Consider the following 25,667-nt stretch of genomic DNA (forward strand, 5'->3'; position numbering starts at 1 on the left):
CGGGACGACGTCCGTCGACGTTCCCCGCGGTCCGTGGACGGACCGCGCGATGACGCTGCCGCGGGGTCGGGCCGAGCGGCCCGGCCCCGCGACGGACGTCAGGTCAGGCGCCGTACTCCTTCTGGATACGGGCCCAGTTGCGCTCGAGATCCTCGAGACCGCCGATGTTGAAGAACGCCTGCTCGGCGATGTGGTCGAACTCGCCGTCCGCGATCTTCTTGAACGCCTCGATGGTCTCGCTCAGCGGGACCGTCGAGCCGACGACACCCGTGAACTTCTCCGCCATGTACGTGTTCTGGGAGAGGAACTGCTGGATGCGGCGCGCACGCGCGACGACCGTCTTGTCCTCCTCCGAGAGCTCGTCCACACCGAGGATCGCGATGATGTCCTGGAGCTCCTTGTTGCGCTGCAGGATCGACTTCACGCGCGTCGCGACGTCGTAGTGCTCCTGGCCCACGTAGCGCGGGTCGAGGATGCGCGACGTCGAGGCCAGCGGGTCGATCGCGGGGTACAGACCACGCGACGCGATCTCGCGGGAGAGCTCCGTCGTCGCGTCGAGGTGCGCGAACGTCGTCGCCGGGGCGGGGTCGGTGTAGTCGTCCGCCGGGACGTAGATCGCCTGGAGCGACGTGATCGAGTGACCACGCGTCGAGGTGATGCGCTCCTGGAGCAGACCCATCTCGTCGGCGAGGTTCGGCTGGTAGCCCACCGCGGACGGCATGCGCCCGAGCAGCGTCGAGACCTCGGAGCCCGCCTGCGTGAAGCGGAAGATGTTGTCGATGAAGAGGAGCACGTCCTGCTTCTTCACGTCGCGGAAGTACTCCGCCATCGTCAGCGCCGACAGGGCGACGCGCAGACGCGTGCCCGGCGGCTCGTCCATCTGGCCGAAGACGAGAGCGGTCTTGTCGAAGACGCCCGCCTCCTCCATCTCGACGATGAGGTCGTTGCCCTCGCGCGTGCGCTCGCCGACGCCGGCGAACACCGAGACACCGCCGTGGTTCTGGGCGACGCGCTGGATCATCTCCTGGATGAGGACCGTCTTGCCGACGCCCGCACCACCGAAGAGCCCGATCTTGCCACCCTGGACGTACGGGGTGAGGAGGTCGATCGACTTGATGCCCGTCTCGAACATCGTGGTCTTCGACTCGAGCTGGTCGAACGCCGGGGGCCGGCGGTGGATCGGCCAGCGCTCGGTGACCTCGATGGTCTCGCCCGGCTCGGCGTTGAGGATGTCACCGGTCACGTTGAACACGCGGCCCTTGGTGACGTCGCCGACGGGGACGCTGATCGGCGCGCCCGTGTCGGTCACCTGGGCGCCGCGGACGAGGCCGTCCGTGGGCTTGAGCGCGATGGCGCGCACGAGCGAGTCGCCGAGGTGCTGGGCGACCTCGAGCATGAGCGTGAAGCTCTTCTCGTCCTCGCCCTGCCCCGAGAGGTCGATGTCGACCTTCAGCGCGTTGTAGATGTCGGGGATGGCGTCCGCGGGGAACTCGATGTCCACGACGGGGCCGATCACGCGGGCGACACGGCCGACGCCGGGCCCGCCGGAGTGCTCGACCTGTGCTTCCACGGTGGTGGCGGTCATTTCTGGCCTCGCTTCGCAGTGCCGGAGCGGGGTCCGGCGGTCTCGATGGAGATGGTCTGGGGAGTGGTGTCGCCGCCTCGGGCGACGGTGCGCGCTGTCATGACGCCGCCAGCGCGTCGGCACCCGAGACGATCTCGCTGATCTCCTGGGTGATGTCCGCCTGCCGCGCCTGGTTCGCCAGACGCGTGTAGGTGCGGATGAGGTCCTCCGCGTTGTCCGTCGCCGTGTGCATCGCGCGCTGGCGGGCCGCCAGCTCGGACGCCGCCGCCTCGAGGAGGCAGCTGAAGATCCGGCTGCGCACGTAGCGCGGGAGCAGTGCGTCGAGCACGGCCTCGGGCGACGGCTCGAAGTCGTACAGCGGCAGCACGTCGTGCTTGCCGGCGGGCGCGACGCCCTCGACGACCTCGAGCGGCAGCATGCGCACCACGCGCGGGCGCTGCGTCACCATGTTCACGAACTGCGTGTACACGATGTGCAGCTCGCTCACGCCGCCCTCGGCGGCCGGGGCGAGGAACGCCCCGAGGAGCGAGTCCGCGATCTCGGCCGCGACGTCGGCGTCCGGTGCGTCCGACCCGTACGACCACGTCCCGGCGAGCTCGCGCCCGCGGAACGTGTAGTACGAGATCGCCCGGCGCCCGGACGCGTAGAGCGCGACGTCCTTGCCCTCGGCCGTCAGCCGCTCCACGAGCCGCTCGGACTCGCGCAGGATCGACGCCGAGTAGGAGCCGGCCATGCCGCGGTCCGACGCCACGACGAGCACGGCGACACGGTTCGTGTCGGTGCGCTCGCTCGTCAGCGGGTGCTGCGTCGAGGAGTGCGTGGCGACCGCGGACACGGCGCGCGTGATGGCGCGCGCGTACGGGACCGACGCCGCGGTCCGCGCCCGGGCCTTGCCGATGCGCGACGCCGCGATGAGCTCCTGCGCGCGGAACATCTTCTTCAGCGACTGCGTCGACTTGATCCGCTGCTTGTAGACGCGCTGGGATCCGGCCATGCTCAGGCCCTCTTCTGGCGGACGATCTGCTCCTGCTCGACGTCCACGCCCTCGTCCTCGTCCTCGGCACCGCCGACCAGCGGCGTGCCGTCGGCCTTGAGGAACCCGGCGCGCACGGCGTCGACCGCCGAGGCGAGCTGCGCCTCGGTGTCCTCGGCCAGCTTGCCGGTGTCGGCGATCACGGACAGCACGTCCGTGTTGCGACGCAGGTGGTCGAGCATCTCGGACTCGAAGCGACGCACGTCCTCGACGGGGACGTCGTCCAGCTTGCCCTTGGTGCCGGCCCAGATGGACGCGACCTGCTCCTCGACCGGGTACGGCGAGTACTGGCCCTGCTTGAGCAGCTCCATGAGCACCGCGCCACGGGCGAGCTGGCCGCGCGAGGCCGCGTCGAGGTCGGACGCGAACATCGCGAACGCCTCGAGCGAGCGGTACTGGGCGAGCTCGAGCTTGAGCGTGCCCGAGACCTGCTTCATCGCCTTGACCTGCGCGGCACCACCGACGCGGGACACCGAGATGCCGACGTCGACGGCGGGGCGCTGGTCGGCGTTGAACAGGTCGGACTGGAGGAAGATCTGCCCGTCGGTGATGGAGATGACGTTCGTCGGGATGTACGCCGAGACGTCGTTCGCCTTCGTCTCGATGACGGGCAGACCCGTCATCGAACCCGCGCCGAGCTCGTCCGAAAGCTTCGCGCAACGCTCGAGCAGGCGGGAGTGCAGGTAGAAGACGTCACCGGGGTACGCCTCGCGGCCCGGCGGGCGGCGCAGGAGGAGCGACACGGCGCGGTACGCCTCGGCCTGCTTCGACAGGTCGTCGAACACGATGAGGACGTGCTTGCCCTGGTACATCCAGTGCTGGCCGATGGCCGAGCCGGTGTACGGCGCGAGGTACTTGAAGCCCGCGGGGTCGGACGCGGGAGCCGCGACGATCGTCGTGTACTCGAGCGCTCCGGCCTCCTCGAGCGCGCCGCGCACGGCAGCGATCGTCGAGCCCTTCTGGCCGATCGCGACGTAGATGCAGCGGACCTGCTTCTCGGGGTCGCCCGACTCCCAGTTGGCCTTCTGGTTGATGATCGTGTCGGTCGCGATCGCCGTCTTGCCGGTCTGGCGGTCGCCGATGATCAGCTGGCGCTGACCGCGGCCGATCGGGATCATCGAGTCGATCGCCTTGAGGCCGGTCTGCAGCGGCTCGTGGACCGACTTGCGGTCCATGACGCCGGGAGCCTGGAGCTCCAGCGCGCGGCGGCCCTCGGTCGCGATCTCACCGAGACCGTCGATCGGGTTCCCGAGCGGGTCGACGACGCGACCCAGGTAGCCCTCACCGACCGGCACCGACAGGACCTCGCCCGTGCGACGGACCTCCTGGCCCTCCTCGATGCCGGTGAACTCGCCGAGGACGACGACACCGATCTCGCGGACGTCGAGGTTCAGGGCGAGACCGAGGGTCCCGTCCTCGAAGCGCAGCAGCTCGTTGGCCATCGCGCCGGGCAGACCCTCGACGTTGGCGATGCCGTCGGCGGCCAGGGTGACCCGGCCCACCTCCTCGGACACGGCGCCCTCGGGCTCGTAGGACTTCACGAAGCTGTCCAGCGCGGCCCGGATCTCCTCCGGCCGGATCGTCAGCTCAGCCATTGCTCTTCTCCTGTCGTAACCGCGCCTCGTGGTTCGGGTGCGGTCGAACGTGTGTGGGTTGTGCGGCCGGTGGCCGGCGGTCGGTCGTCGGTCGGGAGATCGTCGGCTCGCGGCGTCAGCTCACGAGTCGCCGACGAGCGTCGGCGAGACGGGACAGGACGGTGGAGTCCACGACGTCGGCACCCACCTGCACGCGCAGCCCGCCGAGCACCGCCGGGTCGACCGTGACGTTGAGCTGCACGGCGCGGCCGTAGGCCCGCTCGAGCAGCGCGCCGAGACGGTCGAGCTGCGTGGCGTCGAGGACGACGGCCGACGTGACGGAGGCCACGAGGCGCTGACGCCGCTCGGCCGCGATCTCGCCGAACCAGCCGAGCGTCGGCACGAACCGACGCCCGCGCAGGGCGCGCGTCGCGTGCTGGGCGAGCGCCGCCGTCACGCGGTCGACCTTGCCGTCGAGCAGCGAGGCCACGAAGGCAGCGCGACGAGCCGGGTCGGTCGCGGCGTCGGAGAGCACCTGGCGGGCCTCGCGCTGCCCGACGAGCGAGCGCGACACACGGAAGAGCTCGTCCTCGACCTTCTCGAGGGCGCCCCGCGACTCGGCGGACGCGAGCACCGCGTCGAGGCCGAGGCGCTCGATCGCATCACCCAGGTCGCGCTCGTGCGACCAGCGCGACCGGACGACGCCCGCCACGAGGTCGACGACGCGGCCGTCGAAGCCGGAACCGAGGACCGCCGACACGAGCGCGGCCTTGTCGTCGCCCGACCGCGACGGGTCGGCGAGCCCGCGCCGCAGGGGCGCCGACTCGTCGAGCGCCGCGGTGACCGCGAACAGCTGCTCACCCAGGGTGAGGCCGTCCTCGCCGGCCGACCGCAGGACCGGCTCGAACCGCTCCCGGGCCCGGTTCAGGGACTCTCCGCTGGTACCGCGCATCAGTTCTCCTCTGCGGCCCGACCGCCGACGGTGCTCGCCGCCGCGGGACCCGCGGCCTCGAGCTCGTCGAGGAAGCGGTCGACCACACGGCTCTGGCGCGCCGAGTCGGCGAGGGACTCGCCGACGATCTTCGACGCGAGCTCGGTCGCGAGCAGGCCGACGTCGTTGCGCAACGAGATCGCGGCCTGCTGACGCTCGGCCTCGATCTGACGGTGCGCCGTCTCGACGATGCGCGCGGCGTCGTCGGACGCCTTGGTCCGCAGGTCGGCCACGATGGCGCCGCCCTCGGCGCGCGCCTCCTCGCGGATCTTCGCGGCCTCGGCACGCGCCTCCTGGAGCTGCTGGTGGTACTCCGCCAGCGCTGCAGCGGCCTCCGCCTGGGCGGACTCCGCCTTGGCGAGGCCACCCTCGATCTTCGCGGTGCGCTCGTCGAGCACGGCCTGGAACTTCGGGAGGATCGCCTTGTAGAAGACGACCGCGATGACCAGGAGCACGACGGACGACCAGAGGATGTCGTACGGGGCGGGGAGGAACAGGTCAATGCCCTGCGGCTCCTCGCCCGTCTCCGCCGCGACGTTCAGCGCGGCGGTCGCCAGCGCCGACATCACGCCGTGAAGAGGAAGCCGGCGACGAGACCGAGCAGCGCGAGCACCTCGACGAACGCGACACCGATGAACATGGTGGCGCGGAGCTGCCCGGCGACCTCGGGCTGGCGGGCGATGCCCTCGATGGTCTTGCCGATGAGGATGCCGAGACCGATGCCCGGGCCGATCGCGGCGAGGCCGTAACCGACGGTGCCGATGTTGCCGGTGACCTCAGCGAGAGTGGTGACGTCCACGATTGCTCGTTCCTTCCGTTGGGCGCCCGACCGGGTGACCGGGCGTCGCGTTGGTACTGCGCTTGATGGTGTGTCTGGTGGAGCGGAGTCGGCGCACGACCGCGGGGGTCAGTGCTCCTCCTCGAGCGACATGTTGATGTACACGGCGGCGAGGAGGGCGAAGATGTAGGCCTGCAGGAACGCCACGAGGATCTCGAAGAGCGTGATCGCGAAGCCGCCGACGAGCGTCAGCGCGCCGAAGGCCTTCATCGCGGGCACGGCCTCGAACACGAAGTACTGCGTCGCCGCGAAGCACAGGACGAGCATGATGTGCCCGGCGATCATGTTGGCCGCGAGCCGGATGGCCAGCGACGCGGGCCGGATGACGAGGATCTGCAGCAGCTCGATCGGCGTGACGATGAGGTAGATCGGCCACGGGATGCCCGGGGGGAAGAGGTTGTTCTTCAGGTAGCCGCCGAGGCCGTGCTTCTTGATGCCGACCGCCCAGTAGGTGACGAACACCCACAGCGCGAGCATGATCGGGAGGCCGATGCGGGACGAGCCCGCGAGGTTGAGCCCGGGGATCACGCTCGTGATGTTGAACGCGAGGACGGCGAAGAAGATCGTCGCGATCATCGGGACGAACCGGCGCGCGTTCTCCTTCCCCATGATCTCCTCGACGATCTGGACGCGCACGAAGTCGATGAGCATCTCGAGGGCGTTCTGGAACCGGCCGGGGACGAGCCGCGCACGACGCGCCCCGATGACGAAGATCGTCAGCAGGACGACGGTCGCTACGACGCGGATGATCCAGATGCGGTCGATCTGGAAGATCGTGTCCTCGAAGAGGATCGCCGGCGGGAAGAAGTCGGCGATGGACGGCGCGTGGAAGCCACCTTCGCTCTCGGAAGCAGCAAGGAGCGCGGGGGTCGCGAGCGTGAACAGGGTGGACTCCCAGTGGTCGTGTGGTCCGGGCACTCACCACGCGATCGTGGGCACGCCGTCGGACCTGGCCGTCATGGATTCGCCGCTAGCCTAACGTATGGATCGGCGTGCTCACGCCGATCCTGGGGCGCTTGTGACTTTTTGCTCATGCGCCCCGGGCAACCGTGCCGGGCTCGTCCCGGGCGGTCAGGCGCGCGGCTCGACGTACGGGATGCGGCCCCGGTTCACGGCTCGGTAGTCCAGCACCGCGGAGCCGATCACGCCGACGAGCAGGACGCCTGCGAACACCCACCGGTCGTAGAAGTCCTGGCCACGCAGGACGACGAGCACGGCGATCAGCACGACCATCTTGGCGAGCCAGCTCCCCATGACGACCGCCGCCGTCGTCGTGGGCGACGAGTCGACGGTGCGCAGCATCGTCCAGACGGTCGTGGCCGAGAAGACGAGGGCCACGGCGACGCCGAGCAGCGCGCCCCACACCCCCGGCACGCCGGCGACCACCGCACCGATCGCGACGCCGAGCACGGTGAGCGCCCCGAGGAGCACCAGGACGTCGCGCAGCGCGGTGCGGAAGACGGCGCGCACGGCCTGGCCGTGCGGCCCGATCGTCTGCTCGTCGGCGCCACCCGTCGGCGCGTCGGGCTCCTGCGTGGAGCGGGCGGTCTCGTCGTCGCGGCGCGCGGGCTCGGGCAGGTTCGTGGACATCTCAGGCTTCCTTCGAGGGGACGGCGGGGCGGGGAGGGTTCGTCGGGCTGGGCGGCACCGCCGGCTGGGCGGCGGTCGTCGGCTCCTGGTCGTCGAGGAACCGGCCGCGCGTGCGCAGCGGACCGAGCGTGAGGAGCAGAGCCACGACGGCGGCCACCCCGAGGCCGATCGCGACGGTGCGCACGTCCCAGTAGACGAGGGCGACGGCGCCGAACGCGAACACGGCGGTCCACACGTAGAGGATGAGGACGGCGCGCCGGTGCGAGTGCCCGATCGCGAGCATGCGGTGGTGCAGGTGCATGCGGTCGGGGTGGAACGGCGACTTGCCCGCGAGCACGCGTCGCACCACGGCCATGCCCATGTCGAGCAGGGGCAGGAGGATCACGGCGAGCGGCAGGAGGAGCGGGATGTACGCCGGCAGCGTCGCGGCCCCGGACGTCACGCCGGGGTCGATGTTCCCGGTGACGACGATGGCCGCGCCCGACAGGACGAGGCCGAGCACCATCGACCCCGAGTCGCCCATGAAGATGCGTGCCGGGTTGAAGTTGTGCGGCAGGAAGCCGACGCACACGCCCACCAGGGCTGCCATGACGAGCGTCGCGAGGCTCGAGTAGTCGTCGGGGTTCGTGCGGAGCGTCAGCACGTAGGAGTAGAGGAAGAACGCGGTGCCGCCGATCGCGACCAGGCCGGCGGCGAGACCGTCCAGCCCGTCGACGAAGTTCACGGCGTTCATCGCGACGACCACGACGAGGATCGTCACGGCGAGCTGCATCCGCGACGAGGGCAGCGTCAGGAGGTCGCCGGTCGGCAGCGTGTAGAGCACGACGCCCTGCGCCGCCATGAGCCCCGCCGCGAGCACCTGCCCGGCCAGCTTGGTCATCCAGTCGAGGTCCCAGATGTCGTCGGCGACCCCCAGCAGGCACACGATCGCCGCGGCACCGAGGATGCCCCACACCCGGCTGTCCACGTAGGGCACGCCACCGACGTCGCGGACGAAGACACCCTCGAGGAACGGCATCTGCGAGGCGAGCACCACGGCGACGGCGAGACCCAGCAGCATCGCGACACCCCCGAGGCGCGGGGTCGGGACGGTGTGCACGTCGCGCGCGCGCACGGCGGTGATCGCGCCCGTCCGCATCGCGACCCACCGGGCGAAGGGTGTCGTCAGGAACGTCACCGCGGCGGCGACGAGCATGACGAGCAGGTAGACCCTCACCCGCCGTTCGCCTCCGGCGCGCTCGGCGTGCTGTCGTCACCGGCGGCCTCGGACGTCTCGTCGCGGGTGGCCTCCGGGGCCTCGCGGCCCGGGTCGGTCGGTCCGTCGACGGGCGCGATCTCGCGCAGGCGGTCGAGGGAGACCGCGCCGGCCCGCACGACGCGCAGCGTGCCCGACGTCGCGTCGACGATGGTGGACGCCACTCCCCCGGGCACGGGACCGCCGTCGAGGTACACCACGACCGCGTCGCCGAGCTGGGCGCGCGCGTCGTCCGCGTCGAGCGCGGCGGGGCTGCCGGTCCTGTTCGCGGACGACACCGCGAGCGGCCCCGTGCGTCGCAGGAGGGCGAGCGCCGCCTCGTGGTCGGGCATGCGCAGCGCGACCGTCCCGTGCGTCTCCCCGAGGTCCCAGGCGAGCGACGGCTGCGCCTTGAGGATGATCGTGAGCCCGCCCGGCCACAGCTCCTCGACGAGGCGGCGCGCGTCGTCGGGCACCTCGGTCGCGAGGCCGTCGAGCGTGCGCGCGTCGGGCACGAGGACGGGCGGCGGCATCTGTCGGCCGCGACCCTTCGCGGCGAGGAGCGCGGCGACGGCGTCGGCGTCGAACGCGTCGGCGCCGATGCCGTAGACGGTGTCGGTGGGCAGGACCACGAGGCCGCCGCGGGAGACCGCGTTGACCGCCTCGTCGATCCCGGGGCCCCAGCTGTTCGGGTCGGTCACGGGGTGGACGGAGCTCACGGGTCCAGTGTTCCACGCCGGTCGGTCGGGTCCGTGCCGCCGGTCACGGGGATGTCCGCCCGGCGGGCGACGACCATCCGGTCGCGACCGGTGAGATCCGGCAGCGTGCGGACGTCGACGAACGCCCCGGTCGCCTCGACCATGGCGCGCGCGGCGACGGCCTGCACCTCGGCGTGCTCCATGACGTAGAGCCCGCCGGGGCGCAGGAGGCGCGCGGCCGCGGCGGTCACGCCGCGCGGCACCTCCAGCCCGTCCGGGCCGAGGCCGTAGAGCGCTACCGCCGGGTCGTGGTCCGCGACCTCGGGGTCGCGCGGGACCGCGTCGGGCGGCACGTACGGCGGGTTGGACACGACGACGTCGCACGCGCCGTCGAGCCCGCCGTCGGCGGGCTCCCCCGCGAGCGCGCGCCGGGCGTCGCCCCGCACGAGGTGCACGACGGCGCCCGTCGCCTCCCGCGCGGCCGTCACGTTGCGCGCGGCCCAGCCGTGCGCGTCCGCGTCCAGCTCCACCGCGTGCACCTCGGTGCCCGGCACCTCGCTCGCCACGGCGAGAGCGATCGCCCCCGACCCGGTGCACAGGTCGACGACGACGGCGCGCCCCTCGCGCGCGACGACGGCAGCGGCCTCGTCGACCGCGACCTGCGCCACCTGCTCGGTCTCGGGCCGCGGCACGAAGACGCCCGGCCCGACGGCGAGCTCGAGGTGCCGGAACGGCGCCGCGCCCGTGAGGTGCTGGAGCGGCACCCGCTCGGCACGCCGGGCCACGAGGTCCGCGAAGGCCCGCACCGCGTCGTCGGGCAGCGGCCGGTCGAGCACGACCAGCCGCCGTACCTCGCCCGTGGACACCGCGAGTGCGTGTCCGAGCAGGATCTCGGCGTCCGCTCGCGAGCTCGTCACACCGCTTCCGGCCAGCCTGGCCGCGGCCCACCGCACCCAGGCAGAAGGACGGGGGTCCGACGGCGGAGGCGAAGCCGTCAAGCCGTAGCGGAGCGAGCGCAGCGAGCGTGAGCGGGGCGAGCCGCCGCCGTCGGACCCCCGTCCGTCCGCCGCCGACGCGCCGTCGGACTGTCCACCCACGACCACCTCAGGCATCGCCCGCGGCCGCGAGCCGCGCCGCCTCGTCCGCCTCGATCGCCGACCGCACGACCGGGTCGAGGTCGCCGTCGAGCACGTGGTCGAGGTTGTAGGCCTTGTACCCCGTCCGGTGGTCCGCGATGCGGTTCTCGGGGTAGTTGTACGTCCGGATGCGCTCCGAGCGGTCGACGGTCCGCACCTGCGAGCGGCGCAGGTCGGCCGCCTCGGCCGCGGCCGCCTCCTGCTGCGCGGCGAGGAGCCGCGCCCGCAGGACGCGCATCGCCTGCTCGCGGTTCTGCAGCTGCGACTTCTCGTTCTGCATCGACACGACGATGCCTGTGGGCACGTGCGTGATGCGCACGGCGGAGTCCGTCGTGTTGACGGACTGACCGCCCGGACCGGACGAGCGGTAGACGTCGATGCGCAGGTCGTTCGGGTCGATCTCGACCTCGCCCGCGTCCTCGACCTCGGGGAACACGAGCACGCCGGCCGCGGACGTGTGGATCCGTCCCTGGGACTCCGTCACGGGGACGCGCTGCACCCGGTGCACGCCGCCCTCGTACTTGAGGTTCGCCCAGACGCCGTCCCCCGGGTCCGAGGGCGTGCCCTTCGCCTTCACGGCGACCTGCACGTCCTTGTACCCGCCGAGGTCGGACTCGGTCGCCTCGATCACCTCGGTCTTCCAGCCGCGCCGCTCCGCGTACCGCAGGTACATGCGCAGGAGGTCGCCCGCGAACAGGGCCGACTCCTCGCCGCCCTCCCCCGCCTTGATCTCGAGGATGACGTCGCGGCCGTCGTCGGGGTCGCGCGGGACGAGCACGCGTCGCAGGCGCTCGGCCGCGGCGTCCGCCGTCTCGCGCAGCGCCGGCAGCTCCGCGGCGAAACCCTCGTCCTCGTCGGCGAGCTCGGCCGCGGCCTCGGCGTCGTCGGAGGCCTCGCGCCATGCCCGGTAGGCGCCGACGACCTGGTTGAGCTCGGCGTAGCGCCGGCCGAGGGAGCGGGCGCGGGCGGCGTCGGCGTGCACCGCCGGGTCGGCGAGCTGCGCCTCGATCTCCGCGTGCTCGGCGAGGAGCGGCCGCGTCGCGGCGAACTGGTCGGTCACGAGGGCTCCTCGGTGCGGCAGGGACGTGCAGGGCGCGTGCGGGCGCCGTCGCGGGAAGGCCCCGGACAACGCGACAGCGCCGGCGGTCCGAGCTCGTCGACTGCCCCTGGAGAGGTTGTCGGGCTCGGACCACCGGCGCTGCGGGAGTGCTACTTGTCGGCGTCCTTCTTGCCGTAGCGCGCCTGGAACCGGGCCACGCGGCCGCCGGTGTCCAGGATCTTCTGCTTGCCCGTGTAGAACGGGTGGCAGGCGCTGCACACGTCCGAGCTGATCTTGCCGGACGTCTCGGTGCTGCGCGTCACGAAGGTGTTGCCACAGGTGCACGTCACCTCGGTGACGACGTACTCGGGGTGGATACCAGACTTCACGGGTTGCTCCTTGGGTGAGATGCCTCCGGGTCAGGACGGGACACCCCGTGCCTGTGAACCGCAGGCGGGCCTGCGCTACGCAGGCCGACGAACCATTGTGCCAGAACGCGGGACCGTGCCGAAATCTTCCCGGCACGGTCCCGTGGAGCCCCGGTCCGCGCAGACTGCCGCGGACCGGGACGGGGATCAGATCGTGCGACCCACGTTCTCGTCGTCCGCGAGACCGCTCGGCGTCGTCTTCTGCACGTGCAGGAGGAACTCGACGTTGGTCGCCGTCTTCTTCAGCTGGCCGAGCAGGAGCTCGATGGCCTGCTGCTGGTCCAGGGCGCCCATGACGCGGCGCAGCTTGTAGACGATGCGCAGCTCGTCCTGGGAGAGCAGCACCTCCTCGCGGCGCGTGCCGGAGGCGTTGACGTCCACCGCCGGGAAGATGCGCTTGTCCGCGAGGTTGCGCGACAGGCGGAGCTCCATGTTCCCCGTGCCCTTGAACTCCTCGAAGATGACCTCGTCCATCTTGGACCCGGTCTCGACGAGCGCGGAGGCGAGGATCGTGAGCGAGCCGCCGTTCTCGATGTTGCGCGCAGCACCGAAGAACCGCTTCGGCGGGTAGAGCGCCGAGGCGTCCACACCACCGGAGAGGATGCGGCCCGACGCGGGCGCCGCGAGGTTGTACGCGCGGGACAGGCGCGTGAGCGAGTCGAGCAGCACCACGACGTCCTGGCCGAGCTCCACGAGCCGCTTCGCGCGCTCGATCGCGAGCTCGGCGACGATAGTGTGGTCGGACGCGGGGCGGTCGAACGTCGAGGCGATGACCTCGCCCTTGACCGTCCGCTCCATGTCCGTGACCTCTTCGGGCCGCTCGTCCACGAGCACCACCATGAGGTGGACCTCGGGGTTGTTCGCGGTGATCGCGTTGGCGATCTGCTGCATGATGATCGTCTTGCCGGCCTTGGGGGGCGCGACGATGAGGCCGCGCTGGCCCTTCCCGATCGGGGCGACGATGTCGATCACGCGCGGGGTGAGGCGCGTGGCCTCCGGGTTCTCCAGGCGCAGCCGCTCCTGCGGGTACAGCGGCGTGAGCTTCGTGAAGTCGGGGCGCTCGCGCGCCTCGTCCGGCGACATGCCGTTCACGGAGTCGAGGCGCACCAGCGCGTTGAACTTCTGCCGCGCCGTGTTGGCGGCGGTCTCGCCGTCGCGCGGCTGGCGTACGGCACCGACGATCGCGTCACCACGGCGCAGGCCCGACTTCTTGACCTGGCCGAGCGAGACGTAGACGTCGTTCGCGCCGGGCAGGTAGCCGCTCGTGCGGACGAAGGCGTAGTTGTCGAGGATGTCGAGGATGCCGGCGACGGGCAGCAGCACGTCGTCCTCGTTGACCTCGACCTCGTCGAGGCCTGCGACGTCCGGGCCCTGGCGACCGCGACCACGCTTGCGGTCCCGCTCCCGGCCACGGTCACGTCCACGGCGACGGCGCCCGCCGCGCTCGTCCTCGAGCAGGGCCTGGCGGTCGGCGGCGCGCTCGGCGCGCTGGGCCGGCTCGGCCTGGCGCGGCGCCTGCTGCCGCTCGCCCTGACGGTCCTGCTGACGGTCGGCCTGCCGCTCGCCGCGCTGGGCGGCGACCTCGGCCGTCCCGTCGCCCGCCGGTGCACCGGCACCGCGTCCGGAGCGGCGCGACCCGCGCTCGCCCGTCACGAGGCCGACCGCTGCCGCGGCACGCGCGGCACGCTCGTCGGGCGTCTCGCCGTCGTCCCGGGTGCGCACGCCCTGCTCGCCGAGCGCCTCGGCGACCGCCGCGGCAGCCTCGGGACGCACGTCGCGCGAGCGGTCGCGGCGCGCGCCGTCGGAGCGCGCGTCGTCGGCGCGCACGTCGGTGCGGACGGGCAGGTCGAGCACCGGGGCGGCGCTGCGGTCCTCGCGGCTCGCCGCCGCGGGCGCTCCGGAGCGCGCCTCGGTGGTCTCGACCGCGGAGCTCGCGGGCCGGTCCGCGCGGCGGCTGCGGCTGCGCGCAGGACGCGCCTCGGCGCCGTCCTCGGCCGCCGGGGCCGTGTCGTTCTGGGGCGCCGCGCCCGCGGTACGCGCGGGGGCGCTCTGCTCGCCGGTGCGAGCACGGATGACGTCCACGAGATCGCCCTTGCGCATCTTGGACGTGCCCTTGACCCCGAGCTGCGAGGCGAGCGCCTGGAGCTCCGGGAGACGCAGCGCGCTCAGCGCGCCGGTCCGGGCCTGACCGCCTGCAGCGGCCGTACCGGTCGCGCTGCTCGTGGCGGTGTCGATGGTGTCTGTCACGAAGGACCCTTCCCCCTCGTTTGCGCCCACCTCTCAGAGGGTGGGCCGCGGGTGGTCGACGCTCGGCGCGTGACGGCCGGAGCGCAGGTGTTACCACGCGTCAGTGGTACGACGACGTCAGCTGACGTGGGCTGGATGGCCTTCTCTCGGACGGCCCTCGCCTCGATCGCACGAGATGGCGACCGAGATGTGCGCGGCGGGACACCTGACGTGGCGCCCGACGGTACGGGAGGACGTGACCGAAGGCTGACCCCATCCTAGCACCGGGCCTGTGCCGCCTGGAGACGTTCGGCCACCACTCCGCGCTGGTCGATCTCGAGCGGGCGGACCTCCCAGTCGGCGGCCCCGCCGACGAGCTCGGCCGCGACACCGCCCGCCCGGTCCGGCCCGGCCGCGTCCTCGAGGACGAGGACCGTGGGCCCCGCCCCGGAGACCGTCGCCGCGAGCCCCTCGGCGCGCAGGGCCTGGACGAGCTCGTACGTCGAGGGCATGACGTCGGACCGGTAGCCCTGGTGCAGCCGGTCCTCGGTCGCCTCGAGCAGGAGGTCGGGCCTGCGGGTGAGCGCCTCGACGAGGAGGGCCGCGCGGCCGGCGTTGAACGCGGCGTCGGCGTGCGGCACCGTCTGCGGCAGCACGCCGCGGGCGCGGCTCGTCGCGAGCCGTGCCGACGGGACGAGCACCGTCGCACGCACGTCGGGGTGGACGTCCAGGCGGGCGGCACGCGCGCCGCCCGCGACGCCCGCGAGCCACGCCACGGTCGCCCCGCCCAGGAGAGCGGGGGCGGCGTTGTCCGGATGACCCTCGAGCTCGCTCGCGAGACCCAGGACCGTGGCGTCGTCGAGCGCCGTCGGGTCGGCGACGAGCGCCCGCGCCGCGACGATCCCCGCGACCGCCGCCGCGGCCGACGAGCCGAGCCCTCGGCCGTGCGGGATCCGGTTGACGCACGAGAGGTGCAGGCCGGTCTGCGGTGCCCCCGCGACGTCGAGCGCGGCGCGCAGCGCTCGCACGACGAGGTGGCTCTCGTCGCCGGGGACCTCCCCCGCGCCCTCACCCTCGACGTCGACCACGACCGCGTCGGACGCGAGCGCCCGCACCTCGATGACGTCGTGCAGCGCGAGCGCGAGGCCGAGCGCGTCGAAGCCGGGCCCGAGGTTCGCGCTCGTCGCGGGGACGCGGACCCGCACGTGGTCGGCGCCGAGCTGCATCAGCCGAGGCCGAGCGCGTCGGCGATGGACACGACGTCGGCGCCGACGCGCGTCGGCACGACCTCGCCGCCGTCGGCCGTCCGCAGCGCCCACTGCGGGTCCTTGAGGCCGTGCCCGGTCACCGTGACGACGATCCGGGCGCCGGCCGGGACGAGCCCGCGCTCGGCGCGAGCGAGGATCCCGGCGACGCCGGCCGCCGACGCCGGCTCGACGAAGACGCCGACCTCGCTCGACAGGACGCGGTGCGCCGCGAGGATCTGCTCGTCGCTGACCGCCTCGATGACGCCGCCCGACTCGTCGCGCGCCGCCTCGGCGAGCTCCCAGGACGCGGGGTTGCCGATGCGGATCGCCGTCGCGATCGTCTCGGGCTCGGTGATCGGGTGACCCGCGACGATCGGCGCTGCGCCCGCGGCCTGGAAGCCCCACATCTGCGGGACGCGCGTCGAGACCGCCGGGAGCGCCTCCCCCGGGTGACCGGGTGCGCCCTGGCCCGCGTACTCGCGGAACCCGCGCCAGTACGCCGTGATGTTCCCCGCGTTGCCCACGGGGAGCGCGTGGATGTCGGGCGCGTCGCCGAGCGCGTCGACGATCTCGAACGCGCCGGTCTTCTGGCCCTCGATGCGGTCGGGGTTCACCGAGTTCACGAGCTCGATCGGGTGCGTCTCGGCGAGCTTGCGCGCCGCGACCAGGCAGTCGTCGAAGTTGCCGTCGACCTGCAGGAGCCGGGCGCCGTGCGCGATCGCCTGGCTGAGCTTGCCCATCGCGATCTTGCCGTCCGGGACGAGCACGGCGCACAGCATGCCCGCGCGCGTCGCGTACGCCGCCGCCGACGCCGACGTGTTGCCCGTCGAGGCGCACACAACCGCCTTCGCGCCGCGCGCCGCCGCGGCGGAGATCGCCGTCGTCATGCCGCGGTCCTTGAACGAGCCGGTCGGGTTCATGCCCTCGACCTTGACGAAGACCTGTGCGCCGGTGCGGTCGGACAGCGCGGGCGCCTCGACGAGCGGCGTGCCGCCCTCACCGAGCGTCACGACGCGCTCCGACACGTGCGCGGGCAGGCGGTCGGCGTACTCGGCGATGATGCCGCGCCACTGGTGGGCCATCCGGCCGGTCATCTCAGGCTCCTTCGACTCTCAGGACGGACGTGACGGTGCGTACGGGCTCGAGTCCCGCGACGGCCTCGACGGTCGCCGCGAGCGCCGACTCCGGCGCGGTGTGCGTGGTGATGACGAGCTGGGCGACCCCTGCCGCCTGGCCGCCGTCCGGCGCCTCGGGCGTGCCGGGCTGCCGCACGGCCTCGATCGACACCCCGTGCGCGGCGAGCGCCTGCGCCACCTGGGCGAGGACGCCGGGACGGTCGTCGACCTCGAGCCGCACCTGGTAGCGCGTGAGCGCGGCGCTCGGGGGCAGGATCGCGAGCTCGGCGTACGTGGACTCCTGCGGGCCCTTGCCCCCGAGCACGCGGTGGCGCGCGGCGGAGACGACGTCGCCGAGGACCGCCGACGCAGTCGGAGCGCCACCTGCGCCGCGGCCGTAGAACATGAGCTCGCCCGCCGACTCCGCCTCGACGAACACGGCGTTGAACGAGCCGCGCACGTTCGCGAGCGGGTGCGAGGTGGGCACGAGGGCGGGGTGCACCCGGACGGAGACCCCGGCTGCGCCGGCCGCCGTCGCGCCGTCGCGCAGCTCCGCGATGGCGAGCAGCTTGATGACGTGCCCGGTCTGCGCGGCCCACGCCACGTCGTCGGCGGTGACGGACATGATGCCCTCGCGCGCGACGTCGTCCAGCGAGACGCGCGTGTGGAAGGCGAGGCTCGCGAGGATCGCCGCCTTGGCGGCGGCGTCGTAGCCCTCGACGTCGGCCGTCGGGTCCGCCTCCGCGTACCCGAGGTCCTGGGCCTCCTTGACCGCCTCCTCGAGGCTCATTCCCGTGGTCGTCATCTGGTCGAGCACGTAGTTCGTGGTCCCGTTGACGATGCCGAGCACGCGGCGCACGTGGTCGCCCGCGAGCGACTCGCGCACGGGACGCACGATGGGGATGGCTCCCGCGACCGCGGCCTCGAAGTAGATGTCGACGCCGGCGTCGTCGGCGGCCTTGTAGAGCGTCGGGCCGTCCTCGGCGAGCAGCGCCTTGTTCGCCGTGACGACGGCCGCCCCCGCGCCGATCGCGCGCAGCAGCAGGTCTCGCGCGGGCTCGATCCCGCCCACGACCTCGACGACGATGTCCGCGCGCTCGACGAGCGCCGCGGCGTCCTCGGTGAGCAGCGACCGGTCGATCGCGGGGTCACGCGGCGCGGACGCGTCCCGGACCGCGATCCCCACGAGCTCGAGGCGGGCGCCGACGCGCGACGCCAGGTCGTCCGCCTGCTGCGCCAGCAGCCGCGCGACCTGCGTCCCGACGACGCCGCAGCCCAGCAGGGCGACACGCAGGGGCGGGTGTGACTCGACGGGGACAGCGGGCACGGGGCTTCTTTCGGTCGGCCGGCGTCAGGCCGGTCAGGCTCCTGGGAGGGGCGGCGAGGCGCCGCAGGGCACAGGATACGTGTGCGCCGGGGCGACCGGTCGCCCCTCCCGAGGAGTGGTCACGGCCTGGCCGGTGCCACCGGGCTGTCGCCCGGGGGGCACGTCGGACCGGCTCAGCAGGTGAGCGCCGGCCAGGCCGAGACCTGCTCGGTGACGGCACCGGCGGCGTCGGTCACCCGGATCGAGGCCTCCCCCGCGGCGACCGACGACGACCGGACGGCGAACGACTGGTACACGCTCGCGCCGGGGGCGACGTCCACGGCGACGCGAGTCCCGAAGGGCGTGGTGAGCCCGATCGCCACCGGGGCGTCCGCTCCCGGTTGCCCCGTCCCCGCGTAGGTCGCCCGGACCGCGACGTAGGCCCTGCCGGCGAGGCACCGGGTCGAGGACGACACGACGACCTCCGGGGCCTCGACCCCGGCGACGAAGCCCACCGACACCGGTTCCGACCGGTTGCCCCACGAGTCCACCGCGCGCACGGTCGCGACGTAGGAGGTCCCGTCGGTCAGGCCGACGACGGGCGCCGTGGCAGCGATGCCCTGGCGGATCGCGAGCGGCACGTCGAGCACCGACGGGCGGGGCGAGAAGAAGGAGTCGCTCGACACGACCGTGCCCGCGCGGAACGGCAGCGCGAGCGCGCCCGTCGCGGTGTCGGTCACGCGGATCTCGTAGCCGTGGACGAGGCGGTCGTCGTGGGCCGCGGGGATGCTCAGCCGCGTGACCCCGTCCTCCACGTGCACGGTCGGGGCGGCACCGAGGGTGGGCGGCGTCCGGTCGGCGCGCGCCGCGTCGGTGTACGCGAACCCTGCGCGGACGTCCTCCGGGGTGTCGCCGTCCAGGCGCAGGGTCCAGGTCGGGCCCGCGAGGGTGCCGGCGCTCGGCGTCGGGACCGTCGGCGGGTACGGGCTCCAGGCACCGGTGGCGTCGTACGTGCGGCGCGGCTCGGCGCTGAACGCGACCCTGTCGATCTCCGTCCGGTCCGCGTACACCTCGACGAGCAGACCCTGCGGGACGGGGAGGGTGAAGTTGTCGACCAGGACGTCGCCGTAGTCCTGGTAGGAGTCGCGCGGGATCTGCGAGTACGACATCGACCCGTCGTTGACGGCCGTGAAGTCCCGCTGGTGGATCGACTTCTCGCTGTTGAGGTTGAGGTGCGAGTGGCCCGAGACGTACACCGCCTGCGGGTACGGCGCCAGGTCCTGGGCGATCGCCGGGTTCGACGCCTGGGCGCCGTCGTTGACCGTCCCGGTGGTCGGACGGTGACCCACGACGAAGACGGGTCGGCCGAGCGCCCCGGGCTCGGCGGCGATCGCGGCGAGCCGTTCCCGGACCCACGCGCGCTGCTCCGCGCCGTAGGCCTCGGTGTTGAGCACGAGGAAGTGCACGCCCTCGATCTCCTGCTCGTAGTACCCGCCACCGGCGTGCGGGAACCACTCGGTCGGGTAGTGCTGGGTCATCACCGCGAGACGGTCGTCGTGGTTGCCGAACGACATGAGGACGCGCGTGCCGTCCAGGCCGTGGCTGGACAGCCCGTCCTCGAGCAGCGCGCGCACGTCCCGGTGGTCCTCGCCCGAGTCGTAGTAGTTGTCGGCGATCTGGTCACCGTTCGACAGGATCAGGTCCGGTTCCGGCTGCAACGACGTGATGACGTCGAAGTAGTGGTCCCAGCGCGCGCGGCTCGCGTCGTCGTAGGTCGTCGTCTCGATGTCGCTGAGGACGACGAACGACAGGAGCGGTTCCTCCGCCGTCTTGACGAGGTAGCCCTCGACCTCGGGTCGGCTGACGGCCCCGTCGCGCACCGCGACGGCGGCGACGTTGCTCGACTCCGCGACGGTGAGCGGGCCGGTGTAGAGCGCGCTCGCCGTGGTCGGCGTCGACCCGTCGAGCGTGTAGCGGATCTCGGCGCCGGCGGGAGCGGACAGGGCCACCGTCGTGGGACCCGTGAAGCGTCCTCCGGCGACGGAGAAGGTGGGTGGGGCGAGCTCGTCGGCGACGACCGCCGACGGCGGGGACGTGGCTGCGGCGGGCAGCGCGATCGCGGCGAGCGTGCTCGTCACGATCGCGACGACCGCGGTGAGGGTATGGGCGAACGGCATGGCGGAGGTCTCCGTCTCGGCGTCGGGAACGGGTGCGCGACGACTCTCGCCGCGCCCCGCGGCCGGATGACGACGCCGGGCGGAGGTCCGGGCGACGATCGGGTGAACGGAAGCGGCACTCGTCCGGACAAGTCCGTGAACCTCCGTCGTCCACGGACGACGACGGCCCGCCCGGGGGCGGGCCGTGCCGGTCGCGAGGTGCTCGGCCCTCGCCGAGCGCGAGGGTGCGCTGAGCCCAGGTCGAGCGCGAGGGTGCTCAGCCCAGGTCGAGCGCGAGGAGGTCGTCCACGGTCTCGCGCCGGACGAGGACGCGTGCCGTCCCGTCCGTGACGGCGACCACCGGCGGTCGCGTCAGGAGGTTGTAGTTCGACGCCATCGACCGGCCGTACGCACCCGTCGCGGGCACGGCGAGGAGGTCGCCGGCGCGCACGTCGCCCGGCAGCATCACCTCGTGCACCACGATGTCGCCGCTCTCGCAGTGCTTGCCGACGACCCGAGCGAGCACGGGCTCGGCCGCAGAGGATCGACCCACGAGCTCCGCGTGGTACTGCGCGCCGTAGAGCGCGGGACGGATGTTGTCGCTCATGCCGCCGTCGACGGACACGTAGGTCCGCACGCGCCCGTCGTCGAGCGTCACGGGCTTGACCGTGCCGACCGTGTAGAGCGTGAGGCCCGCCGGCCCGACGATCGCGCGGCCGGGCTCGATGGAGAACCGCGGGAGCGGCGTGCCGAGACGGGCCGCGACCGCGTCGACGGCCCCCGCCACGTCCTTCGCGATGCGCTCGGGGTCGAGCGCGACGTCGCCGGGGAGGTACGCGATGCCGTACCCGCCGCCGATGTCCACCTCGTCGACCAGCACGCCCGTGCGCGCCGCGAGGTCCGCGCGGAGCTCGAGCACGGCGCGGGCCGCGACCTCGAACCCGGTCGGGTCGAGGATCTGCGACCCGATGTGCGAGTGGATGCCGAGCAGGTGCAGCTCGGGGCGGCTCACGACGTCGAGCAGCGCGGTCATGGCGGGCGAGTCGGCCAGCCCGTCGGCGGCGTCGGCGGCGTCGGCCGTGCCGGCCGTGCCGGCCGTGCCGCCGGACTGACGCGACGCCGCGATCGAGAGCCCGAACTTCTGGTCCTCGTGCGCGGTCGAGATGTACTCGTGCCCGCCCGCGTGCACGCCCGTCGTCACCCGGACCATGACGGGCGCGACGACGCCCCGCGCCGCGGCGGCGCGGGCGACGCGCTCGATCTCGACGAGCGAGTCCACGATGATGCGGCCGACGCCGACCTCGAGGGCGCGGTCGAGCTCCACGTCGGACTTGTTGTTCCCGTGCAGCCCGATCTCGGCGCCCGGGACGCCCGCACGCAGCGCGACGGCGAGCTCCCCGCCCGACGCCGTGTCGACGCGCAGGCCCTCCTCGCGCGCCCAGCGCGCGACGGCGACCGTCAGCAGCGCCTTGCCCGCGTAGTAGACGTCGACGTCGGTGCCGACGGCGCGGAAGGCCGTCTCGAACGCCGTGCGGTAGGCACGGGCACGGGCGCGGAAGTCCGCCTCGTCGAGCACGTAGGCGGGCGTGCCGACCTGGGCGGCGAGGTCGTGGACGTCGAGGCCCGCGACCTCGACCACGCCGTCGTCGCGACGGCGCACGCCCCGCGACCACGGCTCCCCGGGATAGCCCGCTCCCCCGGTGCGCGACGTCGTGGGGCCGGGCTGCGCCGTCGGGCCGCCGCTGGTCACATGCGCTCCGGCGCGGACACGCCGAGCAGTCCCAGGCCGTTGGCGAGGACCTGGCGCACCGCGTCGTTGAGCCACAGGCGGGTGCGGTGCGTGTCCGTGACCTCCTCGTCGGGGTACGGGAGCACCCGGCGGTCCTTCTGCTGGTACCACGTGTGGTAGTCCCCGGCGAGGGCCTCGAGGTAGCGCGCGACGCGGTGCGGCTCGCGCAGCTCCGCGGCCTGGGCCACGATGCGCGGGAACTCCGTGAGGCGCCCGATCAGCGCCGCCTCCGTCGGGTGGTCGAGCAGCGACGGGTCGAACCCGTCCGCACGGGCCACGGCGCGGTCCGCCGCGTTGCGGTCCACCGCGCAGGTGCGCGAGTGCGCGTACTGCACGTAGTAGACGGGGTTCTCGTTGGTCGCGCGCGTGAGGAGGTCGAGGTCGAGGTCGATGCTCGAGTCGGCCGACGACCGCGTGAGCGAGTAGCGCGCAGCGTCGACGCCGACGGCGCCCACGAGGTCGTCGATCGTGAGCACCGTGCCCGCTCGCTTGGACATGCGCACCGGCTCGCCGTCCTTGACGAGGTTGACGAGCTGGCCGATGAGGATCTGGAGGTTCCTGCCCGGCTCGTCGCCGAACGCCGCGCACACAGCCATCATGCGGCCGATGTATCCGTGGTGGTCCGCGCCCAGCATGATGATGACCTCGTCGAAGCCGCGCTCGCGCTTGTCGAGGTAGTACGCGATGTCGCCCGCGATGTAGGCGGCCTCGCCGTCGGACTTGATGACGACGCGGTCCTTGTCGTCGCCGAAGTCGGTGGTGCGCAGCCACGTCGCGCCGTCCTGCTCGAAGACGTGGCCGGACTCGCGCAGCCGCGCGACGGCGCGCTCGACCGCTCCCGACTCGTGGAGCGAGTCCTCGTGGAAGTACAGGTCGAAGTCGACGCCGAAGTCGTGCAGCGACGCCTTGATCTCGCCGAACATCCGCTCGACGCCACGGGCCCGGAAGGCCTCGAGCGCCTCGTCGTCGGGCAGCGTGCGCGGGTCGGGCTCCCCCGCCGCGAGCGCGTCCGCGACCACCGCGTCCGCGATCTCGGAGATGTACTGGCCGCCGTAGCCGTCCTCCGGCGCCGCCTCACCGCGGGCGCGCGCGAGGAGGGAGCGCGCGAACCGGTCGATCTGCGCGCCGTGGTCGTTGAAGTAGTACTCGCGCGCCACCTCGGCGCCGCTCGCCTGGAGCACGCGCGCGAGCGAGTCGCCGACGGCCGCCCAGCGCACGCCGCCGATGTGGAGCGGTCCCGTGGGGTTCGCCGAGACGAACTCGAGGTTGACGCGCTTTCCCGCCTCCGAGTCCCCGCGGCCGTACGCGACGCCCGCCTCGACGATCGTGCGTGCCAGCTCGCCGGCGGCACCCGCCTCGAGCGTGATGTTGAGGAAGCCCGGCCCCGCGACGTCGACCGCCTTGACGCCCGGCGTCGCGGCGAGGCGGTTCGCGAGGTCCTCGGCGAGCGCGCGCGGCGTCGTGCCCGCCTTCTTCGCGAGCTGCAGCGCGACGTTGGTGGCCCAGTCGCCGTGCTCGCGCTGGCGGGGTCGCTCGACGTGCACGGAGGCCGGGAGGGCCTCGGCGGGCAGGGCGAGGGTGCCGTCGGCGACGGCGGCGGCCAGGGCAGCGCTCAGCGCTTCGGAGAGCTCGTCGGGGGTCACGGGAGAATCCTACCGACGCACCACGCGGCGCTCGTCGCCCGTCGCGGCGGGAACCGGGCGCGGCGGGCGCGGACCTGTTGCCGACACCCTCCGGCGGGCTGGTAGTCTCGTGCATCGCGCCGCCGGGTACTCCCCGCAGCAGCGCACGCCCTCGTAGCTCAGTGGATAGAGCGTCTGCCTCCGGAGCAGAAGGTCGTAGGTTCGAATCCTATCGAGGGCACCTTCGGCGTCACGGGCGTCCGGCATCTGCCGGACGCCGATCCCCCGCACTTCGCTACGGTGTCCCCATGACCGACGGCGGCTACGGGGACTTCGAGTTCGAACGACGCTTCCTGGTGCACGAGCTGCCCGAGGAGCTGCGCGACGCCCCGGCCCTGATCGTGCAGAGCTACTACCTCGCCGACGAGGGGTACGCGCTGCGCCTGCGCGCCACCGCCCCCGGGGTCGACGCGCCCCTGGACGCCGGCACGGACGCGATCACGCTCCTCGACCGCTACGCGTCCGAGGTCGACCTGTGCACGCTCACCGTGAAGGGCCCGATGGCGGGGGGCACGCGCTACGAGGCGGAGCGCGAGATCGACGTCGCCGTCGGGCTGCAGATGATCCGGCGCGGCGGGTCGCGCATCGTCAAGACCCGCTGGTCCGTGTGGCTCGGTGACGACGGCTGGGTCGTCGACGTGTTCGGCGGAGCGGACCACCCGCTCGTCGTCGCGGAGTGCGAGCGCTCCGGCCCCGTCACCGACCTGCAGATCCCCGCCTTCTGCGTCACCGAGCTCACCGACGACCCGCGGTTCTCGAACGACGCGCTCGCGAGCCGGCCCTTCGCGGGGTGGCGGACGGCCTACGCGGCCGAGCTCGCGGCGTCGGGCCCGCGCTTCCTCCAGGACTTCGGGCGCAACGAGCGCCTCGCGGGACCGTAGGAGCCCCACGCACGACGCCGCCGTGGCGCGAGGGCGACGAGCTGCGCGGCGAGCGCGTGCTCGGGGGCAGGACGACAGCGGCGGGCAGCGACCCACCGGGCTCCGACGCCGCCGGGGCGGGCCGGACGGCGGGTCAGTCGCCGCCCATCTCCGCGACGCCCTCGGTGAACTCGAAGTGCCACGGCTCGTAGGCGCCGCCGCCGCCGCGCTTGGCCCACGGCGGGTTGGCCCAGCCGTACGTCGTGCCGTTCTCGTTGAGCCACGCGTACACCTCGCGCGACCCCGTCTCGATCGAGCACAGGTCGATGGCGAGGCCCCAGCCGTGCATCGAGGTGCCGGGGCGGGCGGCGAAGCCGCCGCGCGTCGACTTGAGCGAGACCTGGGTCGAGAGGGTCCGGTACGACGAGACGAGGCACAGGTCGCGGCCGAAGCTCGCGCGGAACGCCTCGTTGAGCGCGGACAGCGCGACCGCGGCGTCAGGCCGGAGGAAGTCGCCGGGCTGCCACAGCTCGCACAGCTCGTGCTGGTCGAGGTTGCCGTTGGTCCCCGTGGGGCGGACGGTCGGGTCGCACCCGGGCAGCGGCTCCCGCTCGAACGACCGGGAGGCGGCGTCGCTGCGCACCGCGGTCCGCGGCGCGGCCGCGACGCTCTCCGAGAGCGCCGGGACGGTCGACGCGGCGGTCGCGAGGTCGAGGGCGCTGGGGCCCGCAGGGCGGGCGTCGGGCTCGAACGGCGACCTGGCCCCGAGACCGTCGTCGGCGCCCGCGGAGAGCGGCATCGCGATCGTCGCCATGGCGAGGGTGCTGAGGACCGCCACCCGGGGGACCCAGCGGTGCTGGCCCGGGACCTGGGCCTGGCTGCGGCGCGGACGACGCGTCCCGTGCTCTGCCTCGCGACGTGCGCGGCGGGACTCGAGGGCGGGGCCGTCGGTCTGCTGCGACTGCACCCGCCACCTGCCTTCTGCTCTCGGAACGGACCGTGAACCGACGACGACCGGCCGGTGAACGACACTGGCGACCGCGGTCAATCACGGAACAGTAACGAAGGCGTCCGGCGTTGCCAAGTCCCCTGGTCAGGGCTGCGGGAAGGTTCCCACGCCCGGCCGCGCCGGCGACCGCC

General features: G+C 73.2%; 22 protein-coding genes and 1 tRNA gene. 2 read left to right on the top strand and 21 right to left on the bottom strand.

All coding sequences use genetic code 11. The annotated features are described in order from the left end of the window. Nucleotides 1-103 precede the first annotated feature (103 nt). From atpD to argS, 20 genes are all read right to left on the bottom strand, one after another. Nucleotides 104-1,585: a F0F1 ATP synthase subunit beta gene (atpD, locus tag V5D56_RS17890; protein ID WP_435736620.1), complete on the bottom strand. Its 1,482-nt coding sequence runs from the start codon at nt 1,583-1,585 to the stop codon at nt 104-106. A 97-nt stretch (nt 1,586-1,682) separates the two neighbouring features. Then, a complete protein-coding gene (locus V5D56_RS17895; RefSeq protein WP_435736621.1) occupies nt 1,683-2,579 on the bottom strand; it encodes a F0F1 ATP synthase subunit gamma in 897 nt (298 codons plus the stop codon). A gap of 2 nt (nt 2,580-2,581) precedes the next feature. Continuing rightward, nucleotides 2,582-4,213: a F0F1 ATP synthase subunit alpha gene (gene atpA / locus V5D56_RS17900; RefSeq protein WP_435736622.1), complete on the bottom strand. Its 1,632-nt coding sequence runs from the start codon at nt 4,211-4,213 to the stop codon at nt 2,582-2,584. 115 nt (nt 4,214-4,328) lie between these two features. After that, nucleotides 4,329-5,144: a F0F1 ATP synthase subunit delta gene (locus tag V5D56_RS17905; RefSeq protein ID WP_435736623.1), complete on the bottom strand. Its 816-nt coding sequence runs from the start codon at nt 5,142-5,144 to the stop codon at nt 4,329-4,331. After that, complete coding sequence (locus tag V5D56_RS17910) at nt 5,144-5,749, bottom strand: F0F1 ATP synthase subunit B (RefSeq protein WP_435739071.1); 606 nt, start codon at nt 5,747-5,749, stop codon at nt 5,144-5,146. Before V5D56_RS17910 ends, V5D56_RS17905 begins: the two co-directional genes overlap by 1 nt. Further along, nucleotides 5,749-5,982: an ATP synthase F0 subunit C gene (locus V5D56_RS17915; RefSeq protein ID WP_141389322.1), complete on the bottom strand. Its 234-nt coding sequence runs from the start codon at nt 5,980-5,982 to the stop codon at nt 5,749-5,751. The genes V5D56_RS17910 and V5D56_RS17915 overlap by 1 nt, the downstream gene beginning before the upstream one ends. Before the next feature lie 108 nt (nt 5,983-6,090). Next, nucleotides 6,091-6,939 carry a F0F1 ATP synthase subunit A gene (gene atpB, locus V5D56_RS17920; RefSeq protein WP_435736624.1) on the bottom strand — a complete coding sequence of 283 codons (849 nt, stop codon included), beginning with the start codon at nt 6,937-6,939 and terminating at the stop codon, nt 6,091-6,093. Between the two features lie 153 nt (nt 6,940-7,092). Next, nucleotides 7,093-7,611, bottom strand: a complete 519-nt coding sequence (locus V5D56_RS17925) for a hypothetical protein (protein ID WP_435736625.1) — start codon at nt 7,609-7,611, stop codon at nt 7,093-7,095. Between the two features lies 1 nt (nt 7,612). Continuing rightward, nucleotides 7,613-8,827 (bottom strand): glycosyltransferase family 4 protein, encoded by a 1,215-nt coding sequence (locus tag V5D56_RS17930; RefSeq protein ID WP_435736626.1) that lies wholly within the window; start codon nt 8,825-8,827, stop codon nt 7,613-7,615. Beyond that, the gene (locus V5D56_RS17935) at nt 8,824-9,564 is read right to left on the bottom strand and encodes an L-threonylcarbamoyladenylate synthase (RefSeq protein WP_435736627.1); all 741 of its coding nucleotides are present in this window, start codon (nt 9,562-9,564) and stop codon (nt 8,824-8,826) included. The genes V5D56_RS17930 and V5D56_RS17935 overlap by 4 nt, the downstream gene beginning before the upstream one ends. Beyond that, entirely contained in the window at nt 9,561-10,496 is a 936-nt protein-coding gene (gene prmC, locus V5D56_RS17940) for a peptide chain release factor N(5)-glutamine methyltransferase (RefSeq protein WP_435739072.1), read from the bottom strand. Before prmC ends, V5D56_RS17935 begins: the two co-directional genes overlap by 4 nt. Nucleotides 10,497-10,647: 151 nt before the next feature. Further along, nucleotides 10,648-11,739 carry a peptide chain release factor 1 gene (prfA, locus tag V5D56_RS17945; RefSeq protein ID WP_435736628.1) on the bottom strand — a complete coding sequence of 364 codons (1,092 nt, stop codon included), beginning with the start codon at nt 11,737-11,739 and terminating at the stop codon, nt 10,648-10,650. 149 nt (nt 11,740-11,888) lie between these two features. Beyond that, on the bottom strand, nt 11,889-12,107 hold the full coding sequence (gene rpmE / locus V5D56_RS17950) for a 50S ribosomal protein L31 (RefSeq protein ID WP_251150276.1): 219 nt from the start codon (nt 12,105-12,107) through the stop codon (nt 11,889-11,891). Between the two features lie 186 nt (nt 12,108-12,293). Further along, complete coding sequence (gene rho, locus V5D56_RS17955; RefSeq protein WP_435736629.1) at nt 12,294-14,393, bottom strand: transcription termination factor Rho; 2,100 nt, start codon at nt 14,391-14,393, stop codon at nt 12,294-12,296. Nucleotides 14,394-14,650: 257 nt separating this feature from the next. Next, nucleotides 14,651-15,598, bottom strand: a complete 948-nt coding sequence (gene thrB, locus V5D56_RS17960; protein WP_435736630.1) for a homoserine kinase — start codon at nt 15,596-15,598, stop codon at nt 14,651-14,653. Beyond that, nucleotides 15,598-16,701 (bottom strand): threonine synthase, encoded by a 1,104-nt coding sequence (gene thrC, locus V5D56_RS17965; RefSeq protein WP_435739073.1) that lies wholly within the window; start codon nt 16,699-16,701, stop codon nt 15,598-15,600. Before thrC ends, thrB begins: the two co-directional genes overlap by 1 nt. Nucleotides 16,702-16,714: 13 nt before the next feature. Then, nucleotides 16,715-18,061, bottom strand: a complete 1,347-nt coding sequence (locus tag V5D56_RS17970; RefSeq protein WP_435736631.1) for a homoserine dehydrogenase — start codon at nt 18,059-18,061, stop codon at nt 16,715-16,717. A 173-nt stretch (nt 18,062-18,234) separates the two neighbouring features. Continuing rightward, on the bottom strand, nt 18,235-20,217 hold the full coding sequence (locus tag V5D56_RS17975; RefSeq protein ID WP_435736632.1) for a chitobiase/beta-hexosaminidase C-terminal domain-containing protein: 1,983 nt from the start codon (nt 20,215-20,217) through the stop codon (nt 18,235-18,237). A gap of 256 nt (nt 20,218-20,473) precedes the next feature. Then, nucleotides 20,474-21,946, bottom strand: coding sequence for a diaminopimelate decarboxylase family protein (locus tag V5D56_RS17980; RefSeq protein WP_435736633.1), 1,473 nt, complete (start codon nt 21,944-21,946; stop codon nt 20,474-20,476). Beyond that, nucleotides 21,943-23,628: an arginine--tRNA ligase gene (gene argS, locus V5D56_RS17985; protein ID WP_435736634.1), complete on the bottom strand. Its 1,686-nt coding sequence runs from the start codon at nt 23,626-23,628 to the stop codon at nt 21,943-21,945. The genes V5D56_RS17980 and argS overlap by 4 nt, the downstream gene beginning before the upstream one ends. 147 nt (nt 23,629-23,775) lie before the next feature. On the opposite strand from argS, the gene V5D56_RS17990 reads away from it, so the two are divergent. Both V5D56_RS17990 and V5D56_RS17995 read left to right on the top strand, forming a co-directional pair. Next, nucleotides 23,776-23,848, top strand: a tRNA-Arg gene (locus V5D56_RS17990). Between the two features lie 67 nt (nt 23,849-23,915). After that, the gene (locus V5D56_RS17995; protein WP_435736635.1) at nt 23,916-24,548 is read left to right on the top strand and encodes a CYTH domain-containing protein; all 633 of its coding nucleotides are present in this window, start codon (nt 23,916-23,918) and stop codon (nt 24,546-24,548) included. Nucleotides 24,549-24,681: 133 nt separating this feature from the next. Here the strand turns inward: V5D56_RS17995 and V5D56_RS18000 are convergent, their stop codons facing one another. Beyond that, complete coding sequence (locus tag V5D56_RS18000) at nt 24,682-25,494, bottom strand: M15 family metallopeptidase (RefSeq protein WP_435736636.1); 813 nt, start codon at nt 25,492-25,494, stop codon at nt 24,682-24,684. Nucleotides 25,495-25,667 lie beyond the last annotated feature (173 nt).

This window comes from Cellulosimicrobium sp. PMB13 (assembly GCF_051294865.1).
GTDB lineage: Bacteria > Actinomycetota > Actinomycetes > Actinomycetales > Cellulomonadaceae > Cellulosimicrobium.

Bases quoted from the DNA above. Each gene is read 5' to 3' on its own strand.
- atpD (WP_435736620.1), bottom strand. From the start codon at position 1,585: ATGACCGCCACCACCGTGGAAGCACAGGTCGAGCACTCCGGCGGGCCC.
- V5D56_RS17895 (WP_435736621.1), bottom strand. From the start codon at position 2,579: ATGGCCGGATCCCAGCGCGTCTACAAGCAGCGGATCAAGTCGACGCAG.
- atpA (WP_435736622.1), bottom strand. From the start codon at position 4,213: ATGGCTGAGCTGACGATCCGGCCGGAGGAGATCCGGGCCGCGCTGGAC.
- V5D56_RS17905 (WP_435736623.1), bottom strand. From the start codon at position 5,144: ATGCGCGGTACCAGCGGAGAGTCCCTGAACCGGGCCCGGGAGCGGTTC.
- V5D56_RS17910 (WP_435739071.1), bottom strand. From the start codon at position 5,749: ATGTCGGCGCTGGCGACCGCCGCGCTGAACGTCGCGGCGGAGACGGGC.
- V5D56_RS17925 (WP_435736625.1), bottom strand. From the start codon at position 7,611: ATGTCCACGAACCTGCCCGAGCCCGCGCGCCGCGACGACGAGACCGCC.
- thrB (WP_435736630.1), bottom strand. From the start codon at position 15,598: ATGCAGCTCGGCGCCGACCACGTGCGGGTCCGCGTCCCCGCGACGAGC.
- thrC (WP_435739073.1), bottom strand. From the start codon at position 16,701: ATGGCCCACCAGTGGCGCGGCATCATCGCCGAGTACGCCGACCGCCTG.
- V5D56_RS17975 (WP_435736632.1), bottom strand. From the start codon at position 20,217: ATGCCGTTCGCCCATACCCTCACCGCGGTCGTCGCGATCGTGACGAGC.
- V5D56_RS17995 (WP_435736635.1), top strand. From the start codon at position 23,916: ATGACCGACGGCGGCTACGGGGACTTCGAGTTCGAACGACGCTTCCTG.